A 23,504-nucleotide genomic window follows, 5' to 3' on the forward strand; every position below is an offset into this window, starting at 1 on the left:
TGACTCTAAGCGCAGCCGACGGGGGTGGGGAGCGGCCGGGACAGGATGTGACTTTCTTGTTATGCCAAGGCCAAACCTTGATGGTGCAGGGCGGACAATTTGTACATTCTGGGGCACTGGGATTTCTCGCATGATGAGAACGCCCAGTTCCGCTAAGGGGCTTGAGGGGATCATGGTGCTGACAGGCCGTGGTGTGTCCGGATGCCGGTCGGTGGCCGACAAGGCCCTGTCCGGTGGCCGGATCCCGACTCCCGACATCCGGCGCGATTGTCACTCTGCGTTACGACGATCCGGAGGGGGTCGGCTGCTTCGTCTGGGCCCAAGGGTCCGTCGTCGGGGTGCCGTTGCGGTAGCGCTCGGCACAACCCTGCTGCGCCTGCTGCTCGATGAGCCGGTCGCCGGCGGCCGCGCCGTGCGCCGCGCGCTCCTTGCGGGCCGCGGCCAGGGTGGCCAGGAGGATCTCGTTCTGCCCGTCGGACAGGCCCTTCTCCTGGTAGTCGAGCCCGGAGCCCTGCCCTGCGTCCAGCTCCTGCTTCGCCCAGTACGTGATCAGGTGCGTGCAGAGCTCGGCGGGCGAAGTGGTGTGCGGGGAGGGGGAGTTGAGGGTTGAAGGGGACTGGCTCGGGGTGCTGGCGGGCGTGGAGCCGTGCCCGGCCGAGCAGCCCGCGAGCGCGGCCGACAGGGCGAGCGCGCCCGCCGCCGCGAGCCGTATCCGTACTCGGGGCCGCGCTCGGGTCCTCATGACACGACGTTAGGACCCGGTCCGCGACATGACAATGGCCGGTGAGTCATCGACTCACCGGCCACCGGATACTCAACTCGCCTGCGGCGAACTGGACTTGAAGCGTCCGCGGCTGTGCCGCCGTGGGCCGCCCCGCACGAGCCGGTCGTGCTGCCGGAGCTCAGCCCTTGAGGCCCTCCGCGTCGCGCAGCAGGCACGTCAGGCGGGCCGTGCAGACCCGCTTGTCCTGCTCGTCGGTGATGACGATCTCGTACGTCGCCGTCGAGCGCCCGCGGTGCACCGGGGTGGCGACGCCGGTGACCAGGCCGCTGCGCACCCCGCGGTGGTGGGTGCAGTTCAGGTCGACACCCACCGCGATCTTGGTGATGCCGCCGTGCAGCATCGAGCCCACCGAGCCGAGTGTCTCGGCGAGCACCGCGGAGGCGCCGCCGTGCAGCAGCCCGTACGGCTGGGTGTTGCCCTCGACGGGCATGGTGCCCACGACGCGTTCCGCCGAGGCCTCGATGATCTGCACTCCCATGCGGGTGCCCAGGTGTCCGGCGGAGAACATGGCGGGCAGATCGACGCCGAGGGCCGCGTACTCGTCGACGACTTCCTGCGGGAACTTCACGCTGCTCTGCTCGCCCATGGGCTCCGGCTCCGTTCATCTGCGGTCACTGTGCTGGTGTCCGCACCGTCATACCAGATGCCTGAGCAAACGCTTAGGACCCAGCTCTCATTCCCCGCCCCCGCCCTCCCGCCCGGCGCTCTCGAAACGTACGATCACCGACTTGCTGGCCGGGGTGTTGCTGACGTCGGCCGTCGCACCCAGAGGCACCAGGACGTTGGTCTCGGGGTAGTACGCGGCGGCGCAGCCCCGGGCCGTGGGGTAGTGGACGACGCGGAAGCCGGGCGCACGCCGCTCCACGCCGTCCTTCCACTCGCTGACCAGATCCGTGTACGAGCCGTCGGCCAGACCCAGTTCACGGGCGTCCTCGGGGTTGACCAGGACGACGCGGCGGCCGCCCTTGATGCCGCGATAGCGGTCGTCCAGGCCGTAGATGGTGGTGTTGTACTGGTCGTGCGAACGCAGGGTCTGGAGCAGCAGCCGGCCCTCGGGAAGCTCCGGGGCCTCGACGGGGGCGGCCGTGAAATTGGCCTTCCCGGTCGCGGTGGGGAAGCGGCGCTCGTCGCGCGGCGCGTGCGCCAACTGGAAGCCGCCGGGGTGGGCGACCTTGGCGTTGAAGTCCTCGAAGCCGGGCACGACGCGCGCGATGCGGTCGCGGACGGTGGCGTAGTCCTTCTCGAACTCGGCCCAGCCGACCGCGGACTTGGCGCCCAGCGTCGCCTGCGCCATGCGCACGACGATCGCCGGCTCCGACAAAAGGTGGGGGCTCGCGGGCGTGAGGTTGCCGCGGGAGGCGTGCACCATGCCCATGGAGTCCTCGACGGTCACGAACTGCCGCCCGCTCCTCTGCACGTCCTTGTCGGTGCGCCCCAGGGTCGGCAGGATCAGGGCCCGCCGGCCGGTCACCGCGTGCGAACGGTTCAGCTTGGTCGACACGTGCACCGTCAGCGAGGCCCGGCGCATGGCGGCCTCGGTGACCTCCGTGTCCGGAGTGGCGCCCACGAAGTTGCCGCCCATCGCGAAGAACACCTTGGCCCTGCCGTCGCGCAGCGCCTCGATGGACCGTACGACGTCGTAGCCGTGGTGGCGCGGCGGGGCGAAGCCGAACTCCTTCTCCAGGGCGTCCAGGAAGGCGGGCGCGGGGCGTTCGAAGATGCCCATGGTGCGGTCGCCCTGCACGTTGGAGTGGCCGCGCACCGGGCAGACCCCGGCGCCCGGGCGGCCGATGTTGCCGCGCAGCAGAAGGAAGTTGACGACCTCACGGATCGTCGGCACAGCATGCTTGTGCTGGGTCAGGCCCATCGCCCAGCACACGATGGTGCGCCTGGAGGCGAGCACCATGGCGAGGGCCTGCTCGATCTCGGTGCGGGTCAGGCCGGTCGCGGCGAGCGTCCGGTCCCAGTCCGCCTCCCGGGCCGCGGCCTTGAACTCCTCGTATCCATGGGTGTGTTCGCGCACGAACAGCTCGTCGACGGCGCCCTCGGTCTCCACGATCAGCTTGTTCAGGAGGCGGAACAGGGCCTGGTCGCCGCCGATACGGATCTGCAGGAACAGGTCGGTCAGCGCCGCGCCCTTGATCATGCCCTGCGGTGTCTGCGGGTTCTTGAACTTCTCAAGTCCCGCCTCCGGCAGCGGATTCACCGAAATGATCTTCGCTCCGGCGGACTTCGCCTTCTCCAGGGCGGACAGCATCCGAGGGTGATTGGTGCCCGGATTCTGCCCGGCCACCACGATCAGATCGGCCTGGTGGAGATCCTCCAAAGAGACGCTGCCCTTGCCGACGCCGATGGTCTCCGTCAGCGCCGAACCGGACGACTCATGACACATGTTGGAGCAGTCCGGCAGATTGTTCGTGCCGAACTCGCGGGCGAAGAGCTGAAGCAGGAACGCGGCCTCGTTGCTGGTGCGCCCCGACGTGTAGAAGAGAGCCTCGTCGGGAGAGTCGAGCGCCGTCAGCTCCTCGGCGATGACCTCGAAAGCCCGCTCCCAGGTGACCGCCTCGTACCGCTCGGCGCCCTCAGGCAGATACATCGGCTGCGTGATACGGCCCTGCTGACCCAGCCAGTACCCACTGCGCGTCGCCAGGTCGGCCACCGGATGCGCGGCGAAGAAGTCGGGCGTGACCCGGCGCAGCGTCGCCTCCTCGGCCACGGCCTTCGCCCCGTTCTCGCAGAACTCCGCCGTATGCCGCTTGTCGCCCTCCGGCCACGCGCAGCCAGGACAGTCGAAACCGTCCTTCTGGTTGACCTTCAACAACGTCTGCGCCGTGCGCCGCAGACCCATCTGCTGCTGGGCCATGAGCAGCGTGTGACCGATCGCGGGGAGCCCGGCGGCAGCGTGCTTGGGCGCCTCGACCTGCGGCGCGTCCTGGACCGGATCACCTGTGGGCGGCTTGCTGGCCATGGCGCTGCTCCCCTTCGAGCGAACACGTCGTGCGGGTACGAGGTGTGTATGTACTCGATCCTGCCACGCGGCACCGACAGCCGCGCCGGGCAGGTCGGACCCGTCCGGGCCGGGCGGCCGGGGCCGGCACTGGCCAGGATTGTCAGTGGGGCGTGGCAGGATCGGGGGCATGGCTGAGACAGCATCGAAGAAGACCCCGGACAACCGACCGCGCCTGCTCCTCATGGACGGGCACTCCCTGGCGTACCGGGCGTTCTTCGCGCTGCCCGCGGAGAACTTCACCACCGCGACGGGCCAGCCGACCAACGCGGTCTACGGCTTCATGTCCATGCTCGCGAACACACTGCGTGACGAGGCGCCCACACACTTCGCGGTGGCGTTCGACGTGTCCCGCAAGACGTGGCGCTCCACCGAGTTCCCCGACTACAAGGCGAACCGGTCGAAGACCCCGGACGAATTCAAGGGCCAGGTCGAGCTGATCGGCGAGCTCCTCGACGCGATGCACGTGGACCGGTTCGCCACCGACGGCTTCGAGGCCGACGACATCATCGCCACCCTCGCCACCCAGGCCGAGGCGGCCGGCTTCGAAGTCCTGATCGTCACCGGCGACCGCGACTCCTTCCAGCTGGTCTCCGACCACGTCACCGTCCTCTACCCCACCAAGGGCGTCTCCGAGCTGACCCGGTTCACCCCGGAAAAGGTCGAGGAGAAGTACGGCCTGACCCCGCAGCAGTACCCGGACTTCGCGGCGCTGCGCGGCGACCCGTCGGACAACCTGCCGGGCATCCCGGGCGTCGGCGAGAAGACCGCCGCCAAGTGGATCAACCAGTTCGGTTCGTTCGCGGAGCTCGTCGAGCGCGCCGAAGAGGTCAAGGGCAAGGCCGGACAGAACTTCCGCGACCACCTGGACGCGGTGAAGCTGAACCGCCGCCTGACCGAGATGGTCAAGGACGTCGAGCTCCCCAAGGGCCCCGCCGAGCTGGCGCGCGCCCCCTACGACCGCACCGCGGTGACCGGCGTCCTGGACGTCCTGGAGATCCGCAACCCGTCGCTGCGCGAGCGCCTCCTCGCCGTCGACCCCGGCGCCGGCGAGCAGGAGGCCCCGGCGCCCGCCGCCGGCCTGGAGCTCGACGGCACGGTCCTCGGCGCGGGCGAGCTCGCCCCCTGGCTGGCCGAGCACGGCGGGCAGCCGCTGGGCGTGGCCACCGTCGACACCTGGGCGCTCGGCACCGGCAGCGTGACCGAGATCGCGCTGGCCGCGGCCGACGGCGCCGCCGGCTGGTTCGACCCCGCGCAGGTCGACGAGGCCGACGAGCAGGCCTTCGCCGCCTGGATCGCGGACGCCGACCAGCCCAAGGTCATGCACAACGCCAAAGCCGCCATGCGGGTCTTCCCCGAACACGGCTGGTCCATCGCCGGCGTCACCATGGACACCGCGCTCGCCGCCTACCTCGTCAAGCCGGGCCGCCGCTCCTTCGCCCTCGACGCCCTGTCCATCGAATACCTCGGCCGCGAACTCGCCCCCGCCGGAGCCGCCGACGGCCAGCTCGCCTTCGGCGCCGACGACGAGGCCGAGGCCGACGCCCTGATGACCCAGGCCCGCGCCGTCCTCGACCTCGGCGGCGCCTTCACCGAACGCCTCAAGGAAGTCGGCGCCGCAGACCTCCTGCACGACGTCGAACTCCCCACCTCCCTCCTCCTCGCCCGCATGGAGCGCCACGGCATCGCCGCCGACCGCGCCCACCTGGAAGCCATGGAGCAGCAGTTCGCGGGCGCCGTCCAGCAGGCCGTCAAGGAAGCACACGCCTCGGTGGGCCACGAGTTCAACCTCGGCTCGCCCAAGCAGCTCCAGGAAGTCCTCTTCGGCGAACTCGCCCTGCCCAAGACGAAGAAGACCAAGACCGGCTACACCACGGACGCCGACGCACTGGCCTGGCTCGCCGCCCAGACCGAGCACGAGCTGCCCGTCATCATGCTGCGCCACCGCGAGCAGGCGAAGCTGCGGGTCACCGTCGAGGGCCTGATCAAGACGATCGCGGCCGACGGCCGCATCCACACCACGTTCAACCAGACCGTCGCCGCGACCGGCCGCCTCTCCTCGACCGACCCCAACCTGCAGAACATCCCGGTCCGCACCGACGAGGGCCGCGCCATCCGCCGGGGCTTCGTCGTCGGCGAGGGCTACGAGTCGCTGCTCACCGCGGACTACAGCCAGATCGAACTGCGCGTGATGGCCCACCTGTCCGAGGACGAGGGCCTCATCGAGGCGTTCACCTCCGGCGAGGACCTCCACACCACCGTCGCCTCCCAGGTCTTCGGCGTCGCCAAGTCCAAGGTCGACCCCGAGATGCGGCGCAAGATCAAGGCCATGTCGTACGGCCTCGCCTACGGCCTGTCCGCCTTCGGCCTCTCCCAGCAGCTGAACATCGAGGCGGGCGAGGCACGCGGCCTGATGGACACGTTCTTCGAGCGCTTCGGCGGCGTACGGGACTACCTCCAGCGCGTCGTCGAGGAAGCCCGCGCCACGGGCTACACGGAGACCATGCTCGGCCGGCGCCGCTACCTGCCCGACCTCAACAGCGACAACCGCCAGCGCCGCGAAATGGCCGAGCGGATGGCGCTCAACGCCCCCATCCAGGGCACCGCGGCGGACATCGTGAAGGTCGCGATGCTGAACGTGGACCGCGCCCTCACCGAAGCGGGTCTCACCTCCCGCCTGCTGCTCCAGGTCCACGACGAAATCGTCCTGGAAATCGCCCCGGGGGAGCGCAAGAAGGTCGAGGCGCTGGTCCGCCACGAGATGGCCGGAGCGGTGGAGCTCCGCGCCCCGCTGGACGTCTCGGTGGGCGCGGGCGACGACTGGGAGTCGGCGGCGCACTAGGGTCTGTCCGGCGGTCAGGCCCTAACGCGTGCCTCCGCCCCGCTGGGCCCGGGTGACTTTTCGCCCGGGCCCAGCGGGGTCGGGAGCCGCGGGGTTCGCGGTTCGGCCGAGGCGGCCCGACCTCCACACCGCCGCATAGGCCAGCAGGCCGAGGGTCAGCCCCGTACCGCCGCCGAAGCAGGCGCTCGGGATGAGGCCCAGGACGGACGCGTCGCCGTAGAAGGCGTACCAGCGCAGACACCGGTACACCGCGACGGCTGCCGCGCACAGCGCCAACAGGCCCAGAACGACCGGGAGTTGGCGCGGGGTGAGGCCGGGTGGGACCGCTGCCGCGTTCGTGGGGGCGGGGTTGGCCCGGCGCAGTGCCGTCGCCGTGAACCAGCCGATTCCGGTCAGCGCCAGCGCCGACCCGCCGTACTGGGCATACCAGTACAAAGGGAACCCTGCGAGCTTCTCGCCGAGCACGGGCAGCGCCCGCATCCCCCAGCGGTCGAAGTGGGTGAACGCATCCCACACCACATGCGTGGCGGAACCGATCGCCGCCGACAGCGCGAACCAGCCGGCCGGCGCCCAGGGCCCGGGCCGCCGCCACACCTCGCCGCGCACGACCGCGTACACCCGCGAACGCCAGGACGCCCTCGGCAGCAGCGCGAGCAGCGGTTCGCGCAGCAGCACCCACAACGTGACCAGCACGCATGTCGTCGCGACATCCACGGTGACGACCCCGAGCGCGGAGTGCGTGACCCGGCCGAACGGCATCGCGGCCGGCACGACCGTCGCCACGTAGTACGTCACATCCGGCGCGAACGACCCCGCGACGAGAGCGGATGCGACCAGCCGGCCGCGGCCGGTGCCGTCCCTTCGGATGCCCGGCAGTACGGCCGCGGCGTGGCTCAGCGTGAACGGCATGCACGTCCCCTCGATTGATTGGGCTGTCTGTCCGCAGTTGTCATGGTTCGTCAGCTGCCGGTTGTCGGCCGATACCCGTTAGCCGTCCGTTAGCCGTTGACGGTTAGATGTCGGTCGGCACCTGGAAATCTGATGGCCCATGACCACAGGCCGACGGCAGACGACAGATGACCAATCGCCAATGACAGATTTCAACCTTCAGCTGACAAACACCATTTACCCGTCAGTGATCATCAACGTTCGGTATTCGGCACCCGTTCCCCCACCACCAACCGGCAACGCGCAAGTGGCGAATCAATGAAAACCGGTCAACCCGCGGTGTCCTGGCGCCGGCGGTTGCCGTAGTGTCACGTGAGTCTCGCGCTGGGGAGTGCGGACAGCCGAGTACGGGGAGGGACTTGACGTATGGCACCGCACATGGGCCGACGACTGCGCAAGGGAGCGGGCACCACGGCGGTGGCTGCGCTGGCGGTGGCGGCGCTTTCCGCCTCGCAGGCGCCGGGAGTCGTGCACGCGAGCACCCCGACGGACCAGGCGGCTTCCGATGTGACGCCGCCCCCCGCCCCCGACGCCCCGGCCTCCGGCAACTCCCCGTACTACACGGACCTTCCGCCGCTAGCGTCGCCGACGCCGCCGCCGAACGCGTCGACCGGCACGCTTCCGATCGGCGACCAGCAGGGCATACCGGCCACCGTGCTCGACGCGTACAAGAAGGCGGAGGCGGCGCTCGCCACGGACCGGCCCAACTGCCACCTCCCGTGGCAGCTGCTCGGTGGCATCGGCAAGGTCGAGTCGGGCCATGCGAACGGCGGCCGGGTCGACGCCAACGGCACCACCCTCACCCCGATCCTCGGCCCCGTGCTCAACGGCGCCGGGTTCGCCAACATCACCGACACCGACGGCGGCGCGTACGACGGTGACAAGGTGCACGACCGGGCGGTCGGGCCGATGCAGTTCATCCCGTCGACCTGGGCGACCTCGGGCCGCGACGGCAACGGTGACGGGGTCAAGGACCCGAACAACGTCTACGACGCGGCGCTCGCCGCCGGGTTCTACCTCTGCGGCAACGGCCGCGACGTCGCGGTGAAGGCCGACCTCGACAAGGCGATCCTGAGCTACAACCAGTCGCAGGAGTACCTGACCACGGTCACCACGTGGTTCGACTTCTACCGGCGCGGCACCCACGAGGTCCCCGACGGCACGGGCTCGCTGCCCAGCCGCCGCAGCGACCAGACCTCCCCCAAGCAGCCGCCGGTCACCCCGAAGGCGCCGCCGAGCCAGAAGCCGTCGCCGAAGCCGACGCCGACCCCGCCCGCTCCGCCGGTGAAGCCGACGGTGCCGCCCACCAAGCCCGACGGCGGCGGCACTCCGACGCCGACCGTGCCGCGGGCGACGACGTTCGAGGGCGTGGGCGCCAAGGAGCTGACGGCGTTCGCCGGCGGCGCGTTCGGCGGGCAGCCGACGGCGCGGGTGAAGGACGCGTCCGGCAAGGCGATGGCCAAGGTGTCGGTGACGTTCGAGATCATCGGCGACACCGACACCCGCTTCACCGGCGGCGCCACCACCGTGACCGTGGCCACCGCGGCCGACGGCACGGCCGCCGCCCCCGCGCTGAAGGCGGGCGAGAAGACCGGCACGTTCACCGTGCGGGCCACCGTCACCGAGGCCGGCCTGTCCGCCGTCGAGTGGAAGGCGACCGTCGTCGCCCGGCAGGCCGACGCCCTGGTCCGCAGCGACACCAAGGAGCTGACGGCCGCGCCCAGCGGCGAGTTCGCGAACCCGGTGTCGGTCAAGGCGACCTACAAGGGCGCCGTCGCCTCCGGTGTGGCGGCATCCGCGACCATGATCGTGACCCCGGCCGCCGGCGCCGACCCGAAGGCCGAGCCCAAGGTCAACGACAAGGGCCCGTACTTCAAGGACGCCAAGGGCAACCCGGTCCGCGAGCTCACGGACCTGAAGACCGACGCGAACGGTGTCCTGGTCCTGCCGAAGATGTACGCGGACGCCCAGACCGGCACGTTCCTGCTCCGCCTCACCACCGAGGGTGGCGCCACGCTCACCCTCGAACTCAAGGTGGCCGCCGCCTCCTGAGGAGCGCCCCGGTCCCGTTGTCCCCAGCAGCCCCTCTGCCGCCCGACGGCCGAGGGGCTGTTCCACGTGTTCTCATCTCGGCCGCGCGTTGCTACGGTGCCCACTCCTGACGACCCATCAGCTCTACGGAGGCCGAGCATGCGTGCCCTCATAGCCGCCGCGATCGGTCTTGCCGCCGCCCTCGCCCTCGTCCTGACCGTCTCGGCCATCGGCGCACCCGAGGGCAAGACCTCACCGAAGCCGCTGCTCACCACCGTCCCCAGCGCCCCGGGAAAGATCACCCAGACCAGGTAGAGCCAGCCAGGAGAGCCGGGCCGAGCAAGACCAAGCAGTGCCCAAGCAGCACCCCAAGTAGAGGGAGAGCAGGTCCATGCGACGCAAAGCCAGTCTCGTCCTGCTCGCCCTTGCCGTGTTCTTCGGCGCCCTGTCGCCCCTGTTGCGCTGGTACGCCTTCCCCCGGCTGGCGAAGATCCCGCCCAGCCAGTACCAGGAGGCGGTCCTCGAAGCGAAGAACGCCACCCTCATCGACTACGGCACCATGCAGTCCAAGACGGTCCCCAAGGTGACGGTCGTCCAGACGCTGAAGGGCAACGTCGAGGCGGCCAAGGAGATCGAGAAGAGCGCCGGCAGGGACGTCGTGGTGTGGGACACCCTCTCCTATGTCCAGGGACCCGACGGCAAGATGGTTTCCCAGATACCCGAGCGCTACATCTTCGACGCGCACAGCCAGGCGCCCGTCCACGCCACCGGCGAGATGGTCGACGGCGACCCCGTGCAGCGCAAGGGCATCGAGTTCAAGTGGCCGTTCCTGACCGAGAAGCGGGACTACGAGTACTTCGACTTCCAGGCCCGCACCTCCGCGCCCATCCACTACAAGGGCACCCAGAAGTTCCACGGCCTCGACGTGTACTACTTCGAGCAGACCATCCCGTGGACCAAGGTGCCCTACCCGAAGAAGATGCCGCTGCCCGGCATCGACTCCAGCACCCTGGAGAAGACCACCGGCACCTCCCTCTGGTACACCACCACCCGCAAGTTCTGGATCGACCCCGTCACCGGCGCCCCGGTCAACGGCGAGGAGCTCAACCAGGAGGAGATGCGCGGCGGCACCCTCCTCGGAGGCCGCGACAAGGTCACCGTGTTCGCCGGAGACGTCAAGATGCGCGACGACTACGTCAACTACACCGTCGACCTGGTCAAGAAGAACCGCGTCCTGGTCCTGCTGCTCACCTCCTATCTCCCCTGGGGATTCCTCGGCCTCGGGCTCGCGCTGCTCGCGCTCTCCCTCTGGCTGGAGGCGCGCAGCCGCCGCCCCGGAAATCCGCCTCCCGCCGTCACCGAGCAGCTCGCCCCCGTCATCGCCTGAGCCGCTCCCTATGAGCCGCTCCCTACTGTTTGAGCCGCGCCTTCGTGAACCGGGTCGGCTCCGCCACCGTCGGATCCTCGGGCCACGGGTGCTTGGGGTAGCGGCCGCGCAGCTCGGCGCGGACCGCCCGGTACCCGTCGCGCCAGAAGTTCGCGAGGTCCGCGGTGACGGCGGCGGGCCGTCCCGCGGGGGAGAGCAGATGGACCAGCACAGGCACCCCGGCCACCTCCGGTGTGCCGTCCAGGCCGAACATCTCCTGCAACTTGACGGCGAGGACGGGCTGTTCACCCCCGTACTCCACCCGTATCCGTGAGCCGCTCGGGACCTGGATGCGTTCGGGGGCCAGCTCGTCGAGGCGGGCCGCCTCCCCGGTCGCCCACGGCAGCAGCCGGCCCAGTGCCGCGCCCGCCTCGATCCGCCCGAGGTCGGCCCGGCGCCGGGCCCGCGAGAGCTCGGGCTCCAGCCACGCGTCGGCCCGGGCGAGCAGCGCCGCGTCGGACACGTCCGGCCAGGGCTCCGCGAGCACCCGGTGCAAGAACGCGAGCCGCTCGCGCAGGCCCTGCGCGTCACGGGTCCAGCGCAGCAGGCCCAGCCCGTCTCGCGCCAGGCCGTCGAGCAGCGCGTCGCGCACCAGCGCCGGGTCCGGGTTCTTGAGCGGGCGTACGGACAGCTCGACCGAGCCCAGCCGGGCCACCCGGCGGGCCACCACATCACCGTCCTCCCAGTGCACCTCCTCGCCTTCCGCCAGCAGATGCCCCGCGGCGAGCCGGGCGGTCGCCTCGTCGATGACGGCGGCCAGGCGGACCCGGGCGGAGGCCGCCTGCACGGGCCGGTCGGCGACGGCCACCGCCAGCCAGCCCGCCGTGGCGAGGCCGGAGCCCTGGGCCACCTCGGCGCCGGTGCCCGACGCCATGAGGAACGAGCCGCCACCACGGGCCCGCGCCACCCGCTCCGGGAACGCCAGCGCCGCGACGAGCCCGGCGGCGGCCTCGGCGGAGCCCTTCTCGGGATGGCTCCCGGCGGACGAGGCCAGGCGCCGCACCTCCTGGAGCCAGCGGCCCGCGTACCCGTCCCCGCCCCGGCGCGCCGTGCGCCAGGCCGCCGCCAGGTCGTCCCCGTACTCCCGCGGAGGCTCCTCGCTCAGCAGGGCCACCACTTCGGCGGCCCGCCGGCCGCCCACCTCCGAAGCGCCGTCGAGGAGCGCCCGGGCGAGCCGGGGATGCAGCCCGAGCCGGGCCATGCGGGCGCCGCGGTCGGTGGCGCGGCCCTGGTCGTCGACGGCGCCGATCGCCGTCAGTACGGCACGAGCCGCGGCCATCGCGCCCGCCGGTGGCGCGTCGAGCAGGGCGAGGCCCTCGGCCGACGGGTCGCCCCAGCAGGCGGCCTGCAGGGCGAAGGCAGCCAGGTCGGCGACCTTGATCTCGGGGGCCGGGAAGCGGGGCAGGCGGACGTTCTCCGCCTCGGTCCAGCAGCGGTAGACCGCGCCGGGGGCCTCGCGCCCGGCGCGGCCCGCGCGCTGGCGGGCCGCCGCCTGCGAGGCCCGTACCGTCGTCAGCGCCCCGAGCCCCCTGGCGTGGTCCACCCTCGGCTCGCGGGCCAGGCCGCAGTCCACGACCACCCGCACCCCGGGCACGGTCAGCGAGGACTCGGCGACCGCGGTGGCGAGGACCACCCGTCGGCCGTCGGATCCGGCGAGCACCGCGTCCTGCACGGAGGCCGGGGCCCGGCCGTGCACCTGGAGCACCTCGATCCCGGGCAGATCGCCCAACTGCCGTGCCACGCGGGCGATTTCACCCACGCCGGGCAGGAAGCAGAGCACGTCGCCGTCCCGCTCGGCCAGCGCCCGGCGCACCGTGGCGGCCACGTGCGAGAGCAGGGCCGGGTCCACGCGCATGCCGTGCGGCGGCCGGACCGGCTGCGCGGGCGGCGCCCACACCACCCCGACCGGGTGCGCGACGCCGGCCGCCTCGACGACCGGTGCGTCCCCGAGCAGCTGGGCCCAGCCCTCGGCGTCCGTCGTCGCGGAAGCCGCCACCAGGCGGAGCTCGGGCCGCAGTGCGGCCCGTACGTCGAGGAGGAAGGCGGCGACGGTGTCCGCGTCGAGATGGCGCTCGTGGCATTCGTCGAGGACGACGACGTCGACCCCGGTCAACTCCTGGTCGCGCTGCAGGCGTTGGAGGAGCACACCGGTGGTGACGACCTCGACGACGGTGTCCGGGCCGACGGACCGCTCGCCCCGCACGGTGAAGCCGACCTTCGCGCCCGTCCGCTCGCCGAGCAGCCAGGCCATCCGGCGGGCGGCCGCCCGGGCCGCGATCCGGCGCGGCTCGGCGACTATGACCCGCCGCGCCGGGCCGTCCCCGACCAGGCCCGCGAGGACCAGCGGTACGAGGGTGGTCTTGCCGGTGCCGGGCGGGGCGCACAGCACCGCCGTCCCGTGCTCGTCGAGCGCGGCCAGCAGCTCGGGCACGGCCTCACGGACCGGGAGAGCGTCGAGTGCGTCGGTTCGGATCATGCGCTCAGTGTCGTACGTCCCGCCGGACCGTGTGACGCTCTGTCCACAGGGACGGTGGGCTCGTATGACTAATCCCGGGAGGCGCCTGCCCGGGCCAGGTCGGGCCCGAGGTGCGCTCAGCCTCGTACGGGCGTCAGGCCGGCACGCGCCTCAGTCCCGCACCGGCCTCAGTCCCGTACGCACACGAAAATCGCGGTCCCCGGGATCAGATTGCCCCGCAGCGGGGACCAGCCGCCCCACTCCTGGGCGTTCCAGGACGGCCATTCCGGCTCGACCAGGTCCGCCAGGCGGAAGCCGCCCGCGACCACGTCCCGCACCCGGTCGCCCAGCGTGCGGTGGTGCTCCACGTAGATGGCACGGCCGCTCTCGTCCTGCTCCACGTACGGCGTGCGGTCGAAGTAGGAGGCCGCGACGGACAGGCCCTCGGGGCCCGGCTCGTCGGGGAAGGCCCAGCGGATGGGGTGGGTGACCGAGAAGACCCAGCGGCCGCCGGGGCGCAGCACCCGGCGCACCTCGCGGAAGACCTTCACCGGGTCCGCCACGAAGGGGACCGCGCCGTAGGCCGAGCACGCCAGGTCGAAGGAGCCGTCCGCGAAGGGCAGGGCGCCGGCGTCCGCCTCGACGAGCGGGAAGGTGCCGCCGTCGATGCGCAGCGCGTGCTGGAGCTGGCGGTGCGAGAGGTCCAGGGCCACCGGGCGGGCGCCCTGGGCGGCCAGCCAGCGCGAGCACTGGGCCGCGCCGGCGCCGATCTCCAGGATGTCGAGCCCCTTCAGGGACTCCGTCGGGCCGAGGAGTCGGGCGTCCGCCTCGTCCAGGCCCTCGGGGCCCCACACGAACCGGTCGTCCCCGAGGAACGCTCCGTGATCGGTCTGGTACTCGTCGGCGTTCCGGTCCCACCAGCCGCGGCTGGCCCGGCTGCTCTCCGTGTCGTCGGCGGTACGCCTGGTCGCCTCGGGCTCGGAATCGGACCCGTTCTCGGACTCGTACGCTTGGATCTCTTGGCTCATCGTGTCCGTCGTTGTAGTTTGCGCGGAACGCGACCTCGTGTTCCGAAGGTTCTCGAAAGAGGTCCGCGGGCCCCATCGTGGCCTCGGGGAACCTTAGTTGTGCCGGGAATGCGGGGATCCGCCCCGGGTGTGCGCCTTCGCGCATTGACCGTGTCCGGCTGCCCCCGTATGCTACAAGTTGCGCTGCGAGCCTGCGCACCTCAGACGTAGCAGGCGCGCTTCCATCTGTTGTATGTCCCCTCGGTTCTCGAGGCGCCATCCGGACCGACCCGGATCGGCGCTTCCCAGGCTGTCCGGCTTCTGCAGAGGCGATACGGGCTCTCGGCGTGGCAGTACCTACGACTTTCTGTCCGTAACCGGAGCCCTTACCCACATGACGAGCAGCACCGAGACCACCGCCACCACCCCGCAGGTTGCGGTCAACGACATCGGTGACGAGGAAGCATTCCTCGCCGCGATCGACGAGACGATCAAGTACTTCAACGACGGCGACATCGTCGACGGCGTCATCGTGAAGGTCGACCGGGACGAGGTCCTGCTCGACATCGGTTACAAGACCGAAGGCGTGATCCCGAGCCGTGAGCTCTCGATCAAGCACGATGTCGACCCGAACGAGGTCGTCAAGGTCGGCGACGAGATCGAGGCCCTGGTTCTCCAGAAGGAGGACAAGGAAGGCCGTCTGATCCTGTCCAAGAAGCGCGCTCAGTACGAGCGTGCCTGGGGCACGATCGAGAAGATCAAGGAAGAAGACGGCATCGTCACCGGTACCGTCATCGAGGTCGTCAAGGGTGGTCTCATCCTCGACATCGGCCTCCGTGGCTTCCTGCCGGCCTCTCTCGTCGAGATGCGTCGTGTCCGCGACCTCCAGCCCTACGTGGGCAAGGAGCTCGAGGCGAAGATCATCGAGCTGGACAAGAACCGCAACAACGTGGTCCTGTCCCGCCGTGCCTGGCTTGAGCAGACCCAGTCCGAGGTTCGCCAGACGTTCCTCACCACCCTGCAGAAGGGTCAGGTCCGCTCCGGCGTCGTCTCCTCGATCGTCAACTTCGGTGCCTTCGTGGACCTGGGTGGCGTCGACGGTCTCGTCCACGTCTCCGAGCTGTCCTGGAAGCACATCGACCACCCGTCCGAGGTTGTCGAGGTCGGCCAGGAAGTCACCGTCGAGGTCCTCGACGTCGACATGGACCGCGAGCGTGTCTCCCTGTCGCTGAAGGCGACGCAGGAAGACCCGTGGCAGCAGTTCGCCCGTACGCACCAGATCGGGCAGGTCGTCCCCGGTAAGGTCACCAAGCTCGTTCCGTTCGGTGCGTTCGTGCGCGTCGACGAGGGCATCGAGGGCCTGGTCCACATCTCCGAGCTGGCCGAGCGCCACGTGGAGATCCCGGAGCAGGTCGTCCAGGTCAACGACGAGATCTTCGTCAAGGTCATCGACATCGACCTTGAGCGTCGCCGGATCTCGCTGTCCCTGAAGCAGGCCAACGAGTCCTTCGGTGCCGACCCGGCGTCGGTCGAGTTCGACCCGACCCTGTACGGCATGGCCGCGTCCTACGACGACCAGGGCAACTACATCTACCCCGAGGGCTTCGACCCCGAGACCAACGACTGGCTCGAGGGCTACGAGACCCAGCGCGAGGCCTGGGAGGGTCAGTACGCCGAGGCGCAGTCGCGCTTCGAGCAGCACCAGGCCCAGGTCATCAAGTCCCGCGAGGCCGACGAGGCCGCCGCTGCCGAGGGTGCTGCCGCCCCGGCCGGTGCCCCGGCGGGCGTCTCCGGCGGTTCGTACTCCTCGGAGTCGGACGACAACTCCGGCGCCCTGGCGTCGGACGAGGCGCTGGCTGCCCTGCGCGAGAAGCTGGCGGGCGGCCAGAGCTGACGCTCTGACCCCAGCTGGTAGATAGCTGAAAGTAAGGCCCGCTCCCTATTGGGAGCGGGCCTTACTTCATTCCCGGCCGCCATCCTCGCTTCGTGAACTCGGCTCCTGTGTCGCCGAGTTGACCGATGTCGCGGCCAGAGCCGGGTTCCGCCCGGCAGACTGGAAGTCCGTCCCCGCGAAGTCTGCCCGGCCCGGCAAGGCTTTCCGTGAAAGCGGCGGCGACGGGAATGCCCGCGTCCTGGCGGTCGTTCTTCCTGATGAACACGAGGAGGAGCGGTAATCGTGCTTGATCCGCAGGGTTTGTACGAATGGGAGCCGAAGGGCCTGGCCGTCGTCGACATGGCGCTCGCGCAGGAGTCGGCCGGCCTGGTCATGCTGTACCACTTCGACGGCTACATCGACGCGGGTGAGACCGGCGAGCAGATCGTCGAGAAGCTCCTTGACACGCTGCCCCACCAGGTGGTGGCCCGCTTCGACCACGACCGGCTCGTGGACTACCGCGCCCGCCGCCCGCTGCTGACGTTCCGGCGCGACCGCTGGACCGACTTCGAGGTGCCCGCGCTGGAGGTCCGCCTGGTGCAGGACGCCACGGGCGCGCCGTTCCTGCTGATGTCGGGCCCCGAGCCGGACGTCGAATGGGAGCGCTTCGCGCTCGCCGTGCGCCAGATCGTCGAGCGCCTCGGCGTGCGCCTCTCGGTCAACTTCCACGGCATCCCCATGGGCGTGCCGCACACCCGCCCCGTCGGCCTCACACCGCACGGCAACCGCACGGACCTGATGCCCGGCCACCGTTCGCCGTTCGACGAGGCACAGGTGCCCGGCAGCGCCGAGTCGCTGATCGAGTACCGCCTGATGGAGTCCGGCCACGACGTCCTGGGAGTCGCCGCGCACGTCCCGCACTACGTGGCGCGCTCGGCCTACCCCGACGCGGCGCTGACCGCCCTGGAGGCCGTCACGGCAGCAACGGGCCTGGTCCTGCCGAGCGTTGCGCACGGCCTCCGTACGGAGGCGCAGCGCACCCAGACCGAGATCGAGCGGCAGATCGGCGAGGGCGACGAGGAACTGGTCAGCCTGGTCCAGGGCCTTGAGCACCAGTACGACGCGGTGGCGGGCGCCGAAACCCGCGGCAACCTGGTCGCCGAACCGGCGGACCTCCCTTCGGCGGAGGAACTGGGCCGCGAGTTCGAACGCTTTCTCGCCGAGCGGGAGGGCGACGCATAGGGCGGGCAGCCTAAGCTTCCGCTCATGCTGAAGGTGGGCCTGACCGGCGGTATCGGCGCCGGCAAGAGCGAAGTGTCACGGCTGCTCGTCTCCTACGGAGCCGTACTGATCGATGCGGACAGGATCGCGCGGGAAGTCGTCGAGCCCGGAACTCCGGGCCTGGCGGCGGTCGTCGAGGCGTTCAGCCCCGGCATCCTGTCCGCGGACGGCACGCTCGACCGCCCCAAACTGGGTGGCATCGTCTTCTCCGACCCCGAGAAGCTCGCGACCCTGAACAAGATCGTGCACCCGCTGGTCGGAGCGCGCTCCGCCGAACTGGAGTCGGCGGCGGGCCCCGACTCGGTGGTCATCCACGACGTACCCCTCCTGACGGAGAACGGCCTCGCGGCGCTGTACGACCTGGTGGTCGTCATCGACGCGACGCCCGAGACCCAGCTCGACCGGCTGGTGCGCCTGCGCGGCATGACCCCCGATGAGGCCCGCGCCCGCATGGCCGCCCAGGCCGACCGCGCCCAGCGCCTCGCCGTCGCCGACCTCGTCATCGACAACGACGGCCCGCTGGAGGCGCTGGAGCCGCAGGTGCGAAAAGTGTGGGAGGAACTGGTGGAGCGGGCCGCTGCCTGAAGGGCGCACGGGGCTGTCTGAGGGCGGCGGCGGTGTGCGGCCGTCAAGAGCGCCTCGTGGACCGCGACCCGCGACCCGCGACCCGCGCCCCGGGCTCACCGGGGGCGCGAACCCGGTGTGCCGATGAACCGGCGCGTATCCGAACCGTACGGATTCCCTCATCATGCTGGGTTTCCACGGCTTGGCCCGCGGCATATGGCCCGGGCGGATTACGATCCGACTGTGCTCTTCGTACTGGCGGGATTCACAGTGCTCGGCGGCCTGGTGGCGCTGCTCGCCGGGGCGTACGGGCTGCGGGAGACCCGGCGCGTGGAGCGGGCGGGCGCGTTCGCGTGGGCGCTGGTGAAGCCCGCGCCGCAGGGCTCGGCGCGGCCCCTCCTGCAGTTCGAGACGGCCGACGGTCACGTCCTCGAACTCCCTTCGCCGGTTCCCCCGAGCCGCCGCGAGCCGCTCCCGCCGGGCGCCAGCGTCCGGGTGTCCTACGACCCGGAGGACCCGCGCACCATCGTCCTGCTCGGCCGCCAACGCACCGCCCTGGACCGGGCATTCATGGCGGCGGGCGCGGCGATCGTGCTCCTCGGGCTGACCCTGGCGGCGGCCTCGCTCTGAGCATGCGGCTCCGGGCGCGGGCGTGTCCGGATGCGTACGGAATACCGGAGCTGGGCATGGCGTTGACAACGCGCAGCGAGGGAAAGGACAGGCACGTGGCCCAAAGCAACCCCGAGACGCACGTGATCGACTTCCGCGCGGCCGAGCACCTCCTGGCCGCCCGGGACCCGCGCGGTGCCGTCAAACTTCTCGACTCGGTCGTCGCCGCCCACCCCGAGAACACCGCGGCCCGGCTGCTGCGGGCCCGCGCCTTCTTCGCCTCGGCCCAACTCCGGGCCGCGGAGCTGGAGTTCCAGCTGGTCCTGGAGCGCGAGCCGGACAACGCCTTCGCGCACTTCGCCCTGGCCCGCACCTACGAACGCCAGGCCCGCCCCGACCAGGCCAAGCGCCACTTCCGGCTGGCCGCGGCCCTGGACCCGAAGCCGGAGTACCTGGCGTCGGCGCGGTTCGAGGACGAGGCCGAGTAGCGCACGAGATCACCGCCGGCGGCTCACGGCCGGCGGGTGCGCGGCGGCTCGTACGGCGGGATGTCGCGGCCCGGCTGATAGTGCGGGCCCTGCCGGATATGGCGGATGATCATGAACAGGTCGACGATGATCACCGCGGCCAGGGCCGCGCAGGCAGCCATCCAGCCCGGCCGCCCCTCCAGGGCGAAGCCCACCGTGCCGCCGACGGCCCAGATCAGGCCCCAGATGCTCAGCCACAGCCGCATCCGCAGGGGGCTGCGGGCGGTGATCGGTTCGTTACCGGTGCGCAGCATGATGATCGCCTCTATAAGGGGGTGTACCCGCTGGGGCGCAGGTGAAAGCCACAGGGTGCGGCGAATCCGTACGCCGCGCCACGGGTGCGTCCGCGAGAACGCGGTGCGCGCCGCGTCCCCAAATGCGGCGGCGCAGGAGGAACGGGGTGGCTAAGGTGACGCGCATGCTGCTCCTCGACGACCTTCCCGAGACGCTGCTCGACCTCGCCGTACCGCACGAGGACATCAACGAACTGACCTCATTGGCCGCCCGGTTCACCGCCGAACCCGAGCTCGGCGAGCTCCTGGCGGAGTCGGTGCGGGTCCTCGTGCAGGACATCGGAGCCGTCGGCATCCATCCCGAACTGCCCGCCCTGCCCGAGAGGTTGGGGGACATCGAGCGCTGGTTCCCCGTGTACGTCGCCGTCGCCGCGCTGCCGCACATCAGGGCGTACCACCGGGAGCGAGGCATCCCCGAGGACATCGCCCGCCGTACGCTCGCCGACCTGGGGCGGCACATCGCGCTGCACCACAGGCGGCGCGGAAACGGCGGTCTTTCCGTGCCCGGCTGGCTGCGGCTGCACTTCCGGGGGGAGATCTACCAGCTGGGCCGGCTCCAGTTCCAGCGCTCACGGCTCGGGGAGCGTACGGGCCGGGCCGTCCGCGAGGCGGGCATCGACGCGGAGCCCGGCGACCTCTGCCTGGACCTCCATATCCCCGACTACCGGGGCCCGTTGACGCCCGAGGCGTGCGCCGACTCCATCGCCCGGGCCAGGGAGTTCTTCGCACGCCACTTCCCCGAGGAGCGCTACCGGGTCGGCGTCTGCCACTCCTGGCTGCTCGACGAGCAGCTGCGCGACTACCTTCCCGAGAATTCCAACATTGTGCGCTTCCAAGGTTTGTTCCGTACCGCCTACAAAGACGACGAGCCGTCCGACCGCGAACCCGTCGGCTTCGTCTTCGGCGACCGGGAACTGTCCGTGGCGGACCTCCCGCAGCACACCGCCGTGCAGCGCGCCGTCACCCGGCACCTCCTGGGCGGCGGCCACTGGTACCTGGGCCACGGCTGGTTCGAGCTGTAGGAGCGGCCGGCTCAGTGCACGAAGCTGTAGCTGCGCCAGGGCGCGGCCTTCGGGGCCACGTTGTTGGCGAGCCTGCTGCCGATGTACGTCGTGTCCTTGCCGGTGCAGTCGGGCGTCCGGTACATGACCATGTCGACCAGCGTGTTGTTGTAGAGGCCGGTCGTCCCGGACGGCGGGAGCTTGTGGCAGCCCCGCACTTTCGGGCTGGTCAGCATGATGGACGTCTGGGGGCCGATCGAGTAGGTGATGGTGCCGATCGACGTCCGCCCGAGGCTGGAGCAGGCCGTGGTGGCGAGGGCGAGCAGCACCGCCCCGGCGGCGAGCCGCGTCCGGCGACGGCGGCGCGGCGTGCGGGCGGGGGACTGGGACGCGGGCACGGACATGAGCGGTCCTCGTCTGTACGGCAGGGCAGCGGCGGTCAGTGCCGCCAGCCTGCCCCTTGCCCGCTGTTCCGGCATCCGGTGTGCGCCGTGGATAGCCCGCCCGGGCGAAGGGACCCCGACCCACCACATTTCCCCATCGCCTTGTGTGGTGCGCACACATCACCCCGGTGGGCGCGCGCTGCCTAGCGTCTACGCGGACAGAGACAGCCTGTCCGCGGTGATGTGTTGCCTTGGCGAGGCTGGGGGGATCGGATCGTGCGCTACAGACGACGTACCGGGTGGGGAGTGATCGCCGCCGTCACGGCGGTACCGGCGGGGCTGCTGGGCGGGGGCGCCGCCGCGTACCCCTCCTGACCACCTGCTACGTCAAGCCTCCGGTGCGCCCCGCCCGCGAGGACGAGTTGGTCGCATCGATGCTGACGACCCGTGTGGGCGACGACCACTATCCGGGCGACAGCCGTGTGTGCGACACCTGGCCGGGCGTCGCGCCCGGCACCCGCGGAGTCCTCAACTGTCTTGCCCCGACCCACTTCCGCATCGACGACCTGCACACACTGCCCGTGCTGCCGCCGGTCACCTGGATCCGGGGCGAGGACGACGTCATCGTCTGCGACACCTCGCTGTTCGACCTCGCCCACCTCGGCGCGCTCGGCGCCGTGCCCGGCTGGGACGGCACCCCGGCCCAGCCGATGCTCGACCAGACCCGCCACGCGCTGGGCCTGTACGCCCGGGCCGGTGGCAGGGTACGAGAGATTGCGGTGCCCGGAGCCGGGCATGCGGTCCATGTCGAACGTCCCGAGGAATTCGGCGCGGCACTGCTCGAAACCCTGTCGGAAGGCGCACGAACCTGATGGAACCCATTCGTACGACCCACCAGGGTGCGGTGCGAGGCCGGCTCGTCGCCGACGACGTAGCCGCCTTCCTCGGCATCCCGTTCGCCGCGCCCCCCTTCGGGGAGGCACGCTTTCGCGCGCCGGGACCGGCCGCCCCCTGGGACGGCGTGCGCGAAGCGCTCTCCTATGGAGCGAGCGTGCCCAGAGCCCCCTACGCGCCGCCCTTCGACGCCCTCATCCCGGACGACGGCCCCCAGGGGGAGGACTGCCTCAACCTGAACATCTGGACCCCGCACCCGGCCTCCGGTGGCCTGCCGGTGATGGTGTGGATGCACGGCGGGGCCTTCGCCAATGGCTCCGGCGCCACGTCCGCGTACGACGGAAGCACCTTCGCCCGCGACGGTGTGGTGTACGTGAGCATCAACTACCGGCTCGGCGCCGACGGCTTCCTGAAGCTGCCCGACCGGCCGGACAACCGCGGGCTGCTCGACCAGATCGCCGCCCTGGAGTGGGTCCGCGACAACATCGAGGCCTTCGGCGGCGACCCCGGTCAGGTGACCGTCTTCGGCGAGTCGGCGGGCGCCATGAGCATCGGCGCGCTGCTCTCGATGCCCCGCGCGCGCGGCCTGTTCCGCCGCGCGATCCTGCAGAGCGGCGCCGCCCACCACTTCCTGCGGCCCGCCTCGGCCGACCTGATCACGGCCAGGCTCGCCGAAAAACTCGGCATCAAGGCGACCGCGGAGGAGTTCGCCGCCGTCCCCCTCGACGCGCTGCTGCCCGCTCAGGCCGGGCTGCGGGGCGAGATCGGTGCCCGCCCGGACCCCGCGCTGTGGGGCGAGGCGGCGCTCAACATGATGCCGTTCGAGCCCGTCCTCGACGAGTTGCCGCTGCCCGCCGCGGACTGCGGCGTGGAGCTCCTGACCGGCAGCAACCGCGAGGAGTACCGCCTTTTCCTGGTGCCGACCGAACGCCTCCACGTCCTGCCGCGGACCAAGCTGCGGACCGTGACGGCGGCGTACGGCCTCGATCCGGACACAGCGCTGCCCGTGTACGCGGCGCGTCGCCCGGACGCCGTGCCCGGCGAGCTGTTCGACGCGGTCACCACCGACTGGTTCTACCGGATCCCGGCGCTGCGCGTCGCCGAGGCGGTGCCCGGCAGCCACGTGTACGAGTTCGCCCGGCGCTCCCCGGCCCTTGGCGGCCGGCTCGGCGCCAGCCACGCCTCCGAGCTCGGCTACGTCTTCGACCGGCTCGACGACCCGGCCTACGCCCCGATCCTCGGCGAGAAGCCCCCGCAGTCCCTCGCGGACGCGATGCACGGTGCCTGGGTGGCCTTCGCGAAGACGGGCGACCCGGGCTGGCCGCCGTACGACCGCGAGACCCGGACGACCATGGTCTTCGACACCGTGCCGAGCGTCGAGTCCGATCTTCGCGGCGAGGAACGTGCCTTGTGGGAGGGGGTGCGCTGAGGGCGTGGGACCCATTGTCAGACCTCGCCCGTAAGGTCGTAGATCAGTCGCGGACCACGCGACGCGTCATGACCGTGCGGACGAAGGGAGGTGACCGGCGATGGACCGGCCGACACCGATGCGACGCCCCGAGCGGGAGCCGGTGGCCTC

Annotated in this window: 20 protein-coding genes; 12 read left to right on the forward strand and 8 right to left on the reverse strand. The window is 71.1% G+C overall.

Going from position 1 to position 23,504, the window contains the following annotated elements:
- Window positions 1-280 precede the first annotated feature (280 nt).
- The 3 genes from OHA17_RS29695 to OHA17_RS29705 all read right to left on the reverse strand — a co-directional run bounded on the left by OHA17_RS29695 (window position 281) and on the right by OHA17_RS29705 (window position 3,752).
- Window positions 281-742 carry a hypothetical protein gene (locus OHA17_RS29695; RefSeq protein WP_406509093.1) on the reverse strand — a complete coding sequence of 154 codons (462 nt, stop codon included), beginning with the start codon at window positions 740-742 and terminating at the stop codon, window positions 281-283.
- A 160-nt stretch (window positions 743-902) separates the two neighbouring features.
- Window positions 903-1,370, reverse strand: a complete 468-nt coding sequence (locus OHA17_RS29700) for a PaaI family thioesterase (RefSeq protein WP_053729289.1) — start codon at window positions 1,368-1,370, stop codon at window positions 903-905.
- Window positions 1,371-1,457: 87 nt separating this feature from the next.
- Window positions 1,458-3,752 carry an FdhF/YdeP family oxidoreductase gene (locus tag OHA17_RS29705; RefSeq protein WP_406509094.1) on the reverse strand — a complete coding sequence of 765 codons (2,295 nt, stop codon included), beginning with the start codon at window positions 3,750-3,752 and terminating at the stop codon, window positions 1,458-1,460.
- A gap of 169 nt (window positions 3,753-3,921) precedes the next feature.
- On the opposite strand from OHA17_RS29705, the gene polA reads away from it, so the two are divergent.
- Window positions 3,922-6,633, forward strand: coding sequence for a DNA polymerase I (polA, locus tag OHA17_RS29710; RefSeq protein WP_398876716.1), 2,712 nt, complete (start codon window positions 3,922-3,924; stop codon window positions 6,631-6,633).
- Between the two features lie 21 nt (window positions 6,634-6,654).
- On the opposite strand, the gene OHA17_RS29715 is transcribed toward polA, so the two are convergent.
- Window positions 6,655-7,542 (reverse strand): DUF4184 family protein, encoded by an 888-nt coding sequence (locus OHA17_RS29715; protein WP_406509095.1) that lies wholly within the window; start codon window positions 7,540-7,542, stop codon window positions 6,655-6,657.
- 405 nt (window positions 7,543-7,947) lie between these two features.
- Between OHA17_RS29715 and OHA17_RS29720 the strand changes: the two genes are divergently transcribed.
- From OHA17_RS29720 to OHA17_RS29730, 3 genes are all read left to right on the forward strand, one after another.
- Window positions 7,948-9,633 (forward strand): lytic transglycosylase domain-containing protein, encoded by a 1,686-nt coding sequence (locus tag OHA17_RS29720; protein ID WP_406509096.1) that lies wholly within the window; start codon window positions 7,948-7,950, stop codon window positions 9,631-9,633.
- A 138-nt stretch (window positions 9,634-9,771) separates the two neighbouring features.
- Window positions 9,772-9,927, forward strand: coding sequence for an SPW_0924 family protein (locus OHA17_RS29725; RefSeq protein WP_406509097.1), 156 nt, complete (start codon window positions 9,772-9,774; stop codon window positions 9,925-9,927).
- A 76-nt stretch (window positions 9,928-10,003) separates the two neighbouring features.
- Complete coding sequence (locus tag OHA17_RS29730; RefSeq protein ID WP_406509098.1) at window positions 10,004-10,999, forward strand: DUF3068 domain-containing protein; 996 nt, start codon at window positions 10,004-10,006, stop codon at window positions 10,997-10,999.
- 22 nt (window positions 11,000-11,021) lie between these two features.
- On the opposite strand, the gene hrpB is transcribed toward OHA17_RS29730, so the two are convergent.
- Window positions 11,022-13,514 carry an ATP-dependent helicase HrpB gene (hrpB, locus tag OHA17_RS29735; protein ID WP_406509099.1) on the reverse strand — a complete coding sequence of 831 codons (2,493 nt, stop codon included), beginning with the start codon at window positions 13,512-13,514 and terminating at the stop codon, window positions 11,022-11,024.
- Between the two features lie 167 nt (window positions 13,515-13,681).
- Entirely contained in the window at window positions 13,682-14,521 is an 840-nt protein-coding gene (locus OHA17_RS29740; RefSeq protein WP_406509100.1) for a class I SAM-dependent methyltransferase, read from the reverse strand.
- Between the two features lie 373 nt (window positions 14,522-14,894).
- Here OHA17_RS29740 and rpsA point away from each other — a divergent pair, with 373 nt between their 5' ends.
- The 5 genes from rpsA to OHA17_RS29765 all read left to right on the forward strand — a co-directional run bounded on the left by rpsA (window position 14,895) and on the right by OHA17_RS29765 (window position 19,315).
- The gene (gene rpsA / locus OHA17_RS29745) at window positions 14,895-16,394 is read left to right on the forward strand and encodes a 30S ribosomal protein S1 (RefSeq protein ID WP_406509101.1); all 1,500 of its coding nucleotides are present in this window, start codon (window positions 14,895-14,897) and stop codon (window positions 16,392-16,394) included.
- Window positions 16,395-16,676: 282 nt separating this feature from the next.
- On the forward strand, window positions 16,677-17,615 hold the full coding sequence (locus OHA17_RS29750) for a PAC2 family protein (RefSeq protein WP_406509102.1): 939 nt from the start codon (window positions 16,677-16,679) through the stop codon (window positions 17,613-17,615).
- Between the two features lie 24 nt (window positions 17,616-17,639).
- A complete protein-coding gene (gene coaE / locus OHA17_RS29755; RefSeq protein WP_406509103.1) occupies window positions 17,640-18,239 on the forward strand; it encodes a dephospho-CoA kinase in 600 nt (199 codons plus the stop codon).
- Between the two features lie 222 nt (window positions 18,240-18,461).
- On the forward strand, window positions 18,462-18,848 hold the full coding sequence (locus tag OHA17_RS29760) for a DUF3592 domain-containing protein (RefSeq protein WP_234392283.1): 387 nt from the start codon (window positions 18,462-18,464) through the stop codon (window positions 18,846-18,848).
- A gap of 95 nt (window positions 18,849-18,943) precedes the next feature.
- Window positions 18,944-19,315, forward strand: a complete 372-nt coding sequence (locus OHA17_RS29765; RefSeq protein ID WP_406509104.1) for a tetratricopeptide repeat protein — start codon at window positions 18,944-18,946, stop codon at window positions 19,313-19,315.
- Window positions 19,316-19,338: 23 nt separating this feature from the next.
- Here OHA17_RS29765 and OHA17_RS29770 read toward each other — a convergent pair whose 3' ends face one another.
- Window positions 19,339-19,608 carry a DUF6343 family protein gene (locus OHA17_RS29770; protein WP_398876709.1) on the reverse strand — a complete coding sequence of 90 codons (270 nt, stop codon included), beginning with the start codon at window positions 19,606-19,608 and terminating at the stop codon, window positions 19,339-19,341.
- Window positions 19,609-19,772: 164 nt separating this feature from the next.
- On the opposite strand from OHA17_RS29770, the gene OHA17_RS29775 reads away from it, so the two are divergent.
- On the forward strand, window positions 19,773-20,669 hold the full coding sequence (locus OHA17_RS29775) for an acyltransferase domain-containing protein (RefSeq protein ID WP_406510844.1): 897 nt from the start codon (window positions 19,773-19,775) through the stop codon (window positions 20,667-20,669).
- Between the two features lie 11 nt (window positions 20,670-20,680).
- Here OHA17_RS29775 and OHA17_RS29780 read toward each other — a convergent pair whose 3' ends face one another.
- Window positions 20,681-21,052, reverse strand: coding sequence for a hypothetical protein (locus OHA17_RS29780; RefSeq protein ID WP_406509105.1), 372 nt, complete (start codon window positions 21,050-21,052; stop codon window positions 20,681-20,683).
- 413 nt (window positions 21,053-21,465) lie between these two features.
- Here OHA17_RS29780 and OHA17_RS29785 point away from each other — a divergent pair, with 413 nt between their 5' ends.
- Both OHA17_RS29785 and OHA17_RS29790 read left to right on the forward strand, forming a co-directional pair.
- A complete protein-coding gene (locus tag OHA17_RS29785; RefSeq protein ID WP_406509106.1) occupies window positions 21,466-21,903 on the forward strand; it encodes a hypothetical protein in 438 nt (145 codons plus the stop codon).
- Window positions 21,903-23,354, forward strand: a complete 1,452-nt coding sequence (locus OHA17_RS29790; RefSeq protein ID WP_406509107.1) for a carboxylesterase/lipase family protein — start codon at window positions 21,903-21,905, stop codon at window positions 23,352-23,354. Before OHA17_RS29785 ends, OHA17_RS29790 begins: the two co-directional genes overlap by 1 nt.
- Window positions 23,355-23,504 lie beyond the last annotated feature (150 nt).

It is taken from the genome of Streptomyces sp. NBC_00212 (genome assembly GCF_045206365.1).
Classification (GTDB): Bacteria; Actinomycetota; Actinomycetes; order Streptomycetales; family Streptomycetaceae; genus Streptomyces.

Bases quoted from the DNA above. Each gene is read 5' to 3' on its own strand.
- OHA17_RS29770 (WP_398876709.1), bottom strand. From the start codon at position 19,608: ATGCTGCGCACCGGTAACGAACCGATCACCGCCCGCAGCCCCCTGCGG.
- OHA17_RS29785 (WP_406509106.1), top strand. From the start codon at position 21,466: ATGCTGACGACCCGTGTGGGCGACGACCACTATCCGGGCGACAGCCGT.
- OHA17_RS29715 (WP_406509095.1), bottom strand. From the start codon at position 7,542: ATGCCGTTCACGCTGAGCCACGCCGCGGCCGTACTGCCGGGCATCCGA.
- polA (WP_398876716.1), top strand. From the start codon at position 3,922: ATGGCTGAGACAGCATCGAAGAAGACCCCGGACAACCGACCGCGCCTG.
- OHA17_RS29700 (WP_053729289.1), bottom strand. From the start codon at position 1,370: ATGGGCGAGCAGAGCAGCGTGAAGTTCCCGCAGGAAGTCGTCGACGAG.
- OHA17_RS29725 (WP_406509097.1), top strand. From the start codon at position 9,772: ATGCGTGCCCTCATAGCCGCCGCGATCGGTCTTGCCGCCGCCCTCGCC.
- OHA17_RS29740 (WP_406509100.1), bottom strand. From the start codon at position 14,521: ATGAGCCAAGAGATCCAAGCGTACGAGTCCGAGAACGGGTCCGATTCC.
- OHA17_RS29790 (WP_406509107.1), top strand. From the start codon at position 21,903: ATGGAACCCATTCGTACGACCCACCAGGGTGCGGTGCGAGGCCGGCTC.
- OHA17_RS29705 (WP_406509094.1), bottom strand. From the start codon at position 3,752: ATGGCCAGCAAGCCGCCCACAGGTGATCCGGTCCAGGACGCGCCGCAG.
- OHA17_RS29730 (WP_406509098.1), top strand. From the start codon at position 10,004: ATGCGACGCAAAGCCAGTCTCGTCCTGCTCGCCCTTGCCGTGTTCTTC.
- rpsA (WP_406509101.1), top strand. From the start codon at position 14,895: ATGACGAGCAGCACCGAGACCACCGCCACCACCCCGCAGGTTGCGGTC.
- OHA17_RS29775 (WP_406510844.1), top strand. From the start codon at position 19,773: ATGCTGCTCCTCGACGACCTTCCCGAGACGCTGCTCGACCTCGCCGTA.
- OHA17_RS29720 (WP_406509096.1), top strand. From the start codon at position 7,948: ATGGCACCGCACATGGGCCGACGACTGCGCAAGGGAGCGGGCACCACG.
- OHA17_RS29695 (WP_406509093.1), bottom strand. From the start codon at position 742: ATGAGGACCCGAGCGCGGCCCCGAGTACGGATACGGCTCGCGGCGGCG.
- OHA17_RS29780 (WP_406509105.1), bottom strand. From the start codon at position 21,052: ATGTCCGTGCCCGCGTCCCAGTCCCCCGCCCGCACGCCGCGCCGCCGT.
- coaE (WP_406509103.1), top strand. From the start codon at position 17,640: ATGCTGAAGGTGGGCCTGACCGGCGGTATCGGCGCCGGCAAGAGCGAA.
- hrpB (WP_406509099.1), bottom strand. From the start codon at position 13,514: ATGATCCGAACCGACGCACTCGACGCTCTCCCGGTCCGTGAGGCCGTG.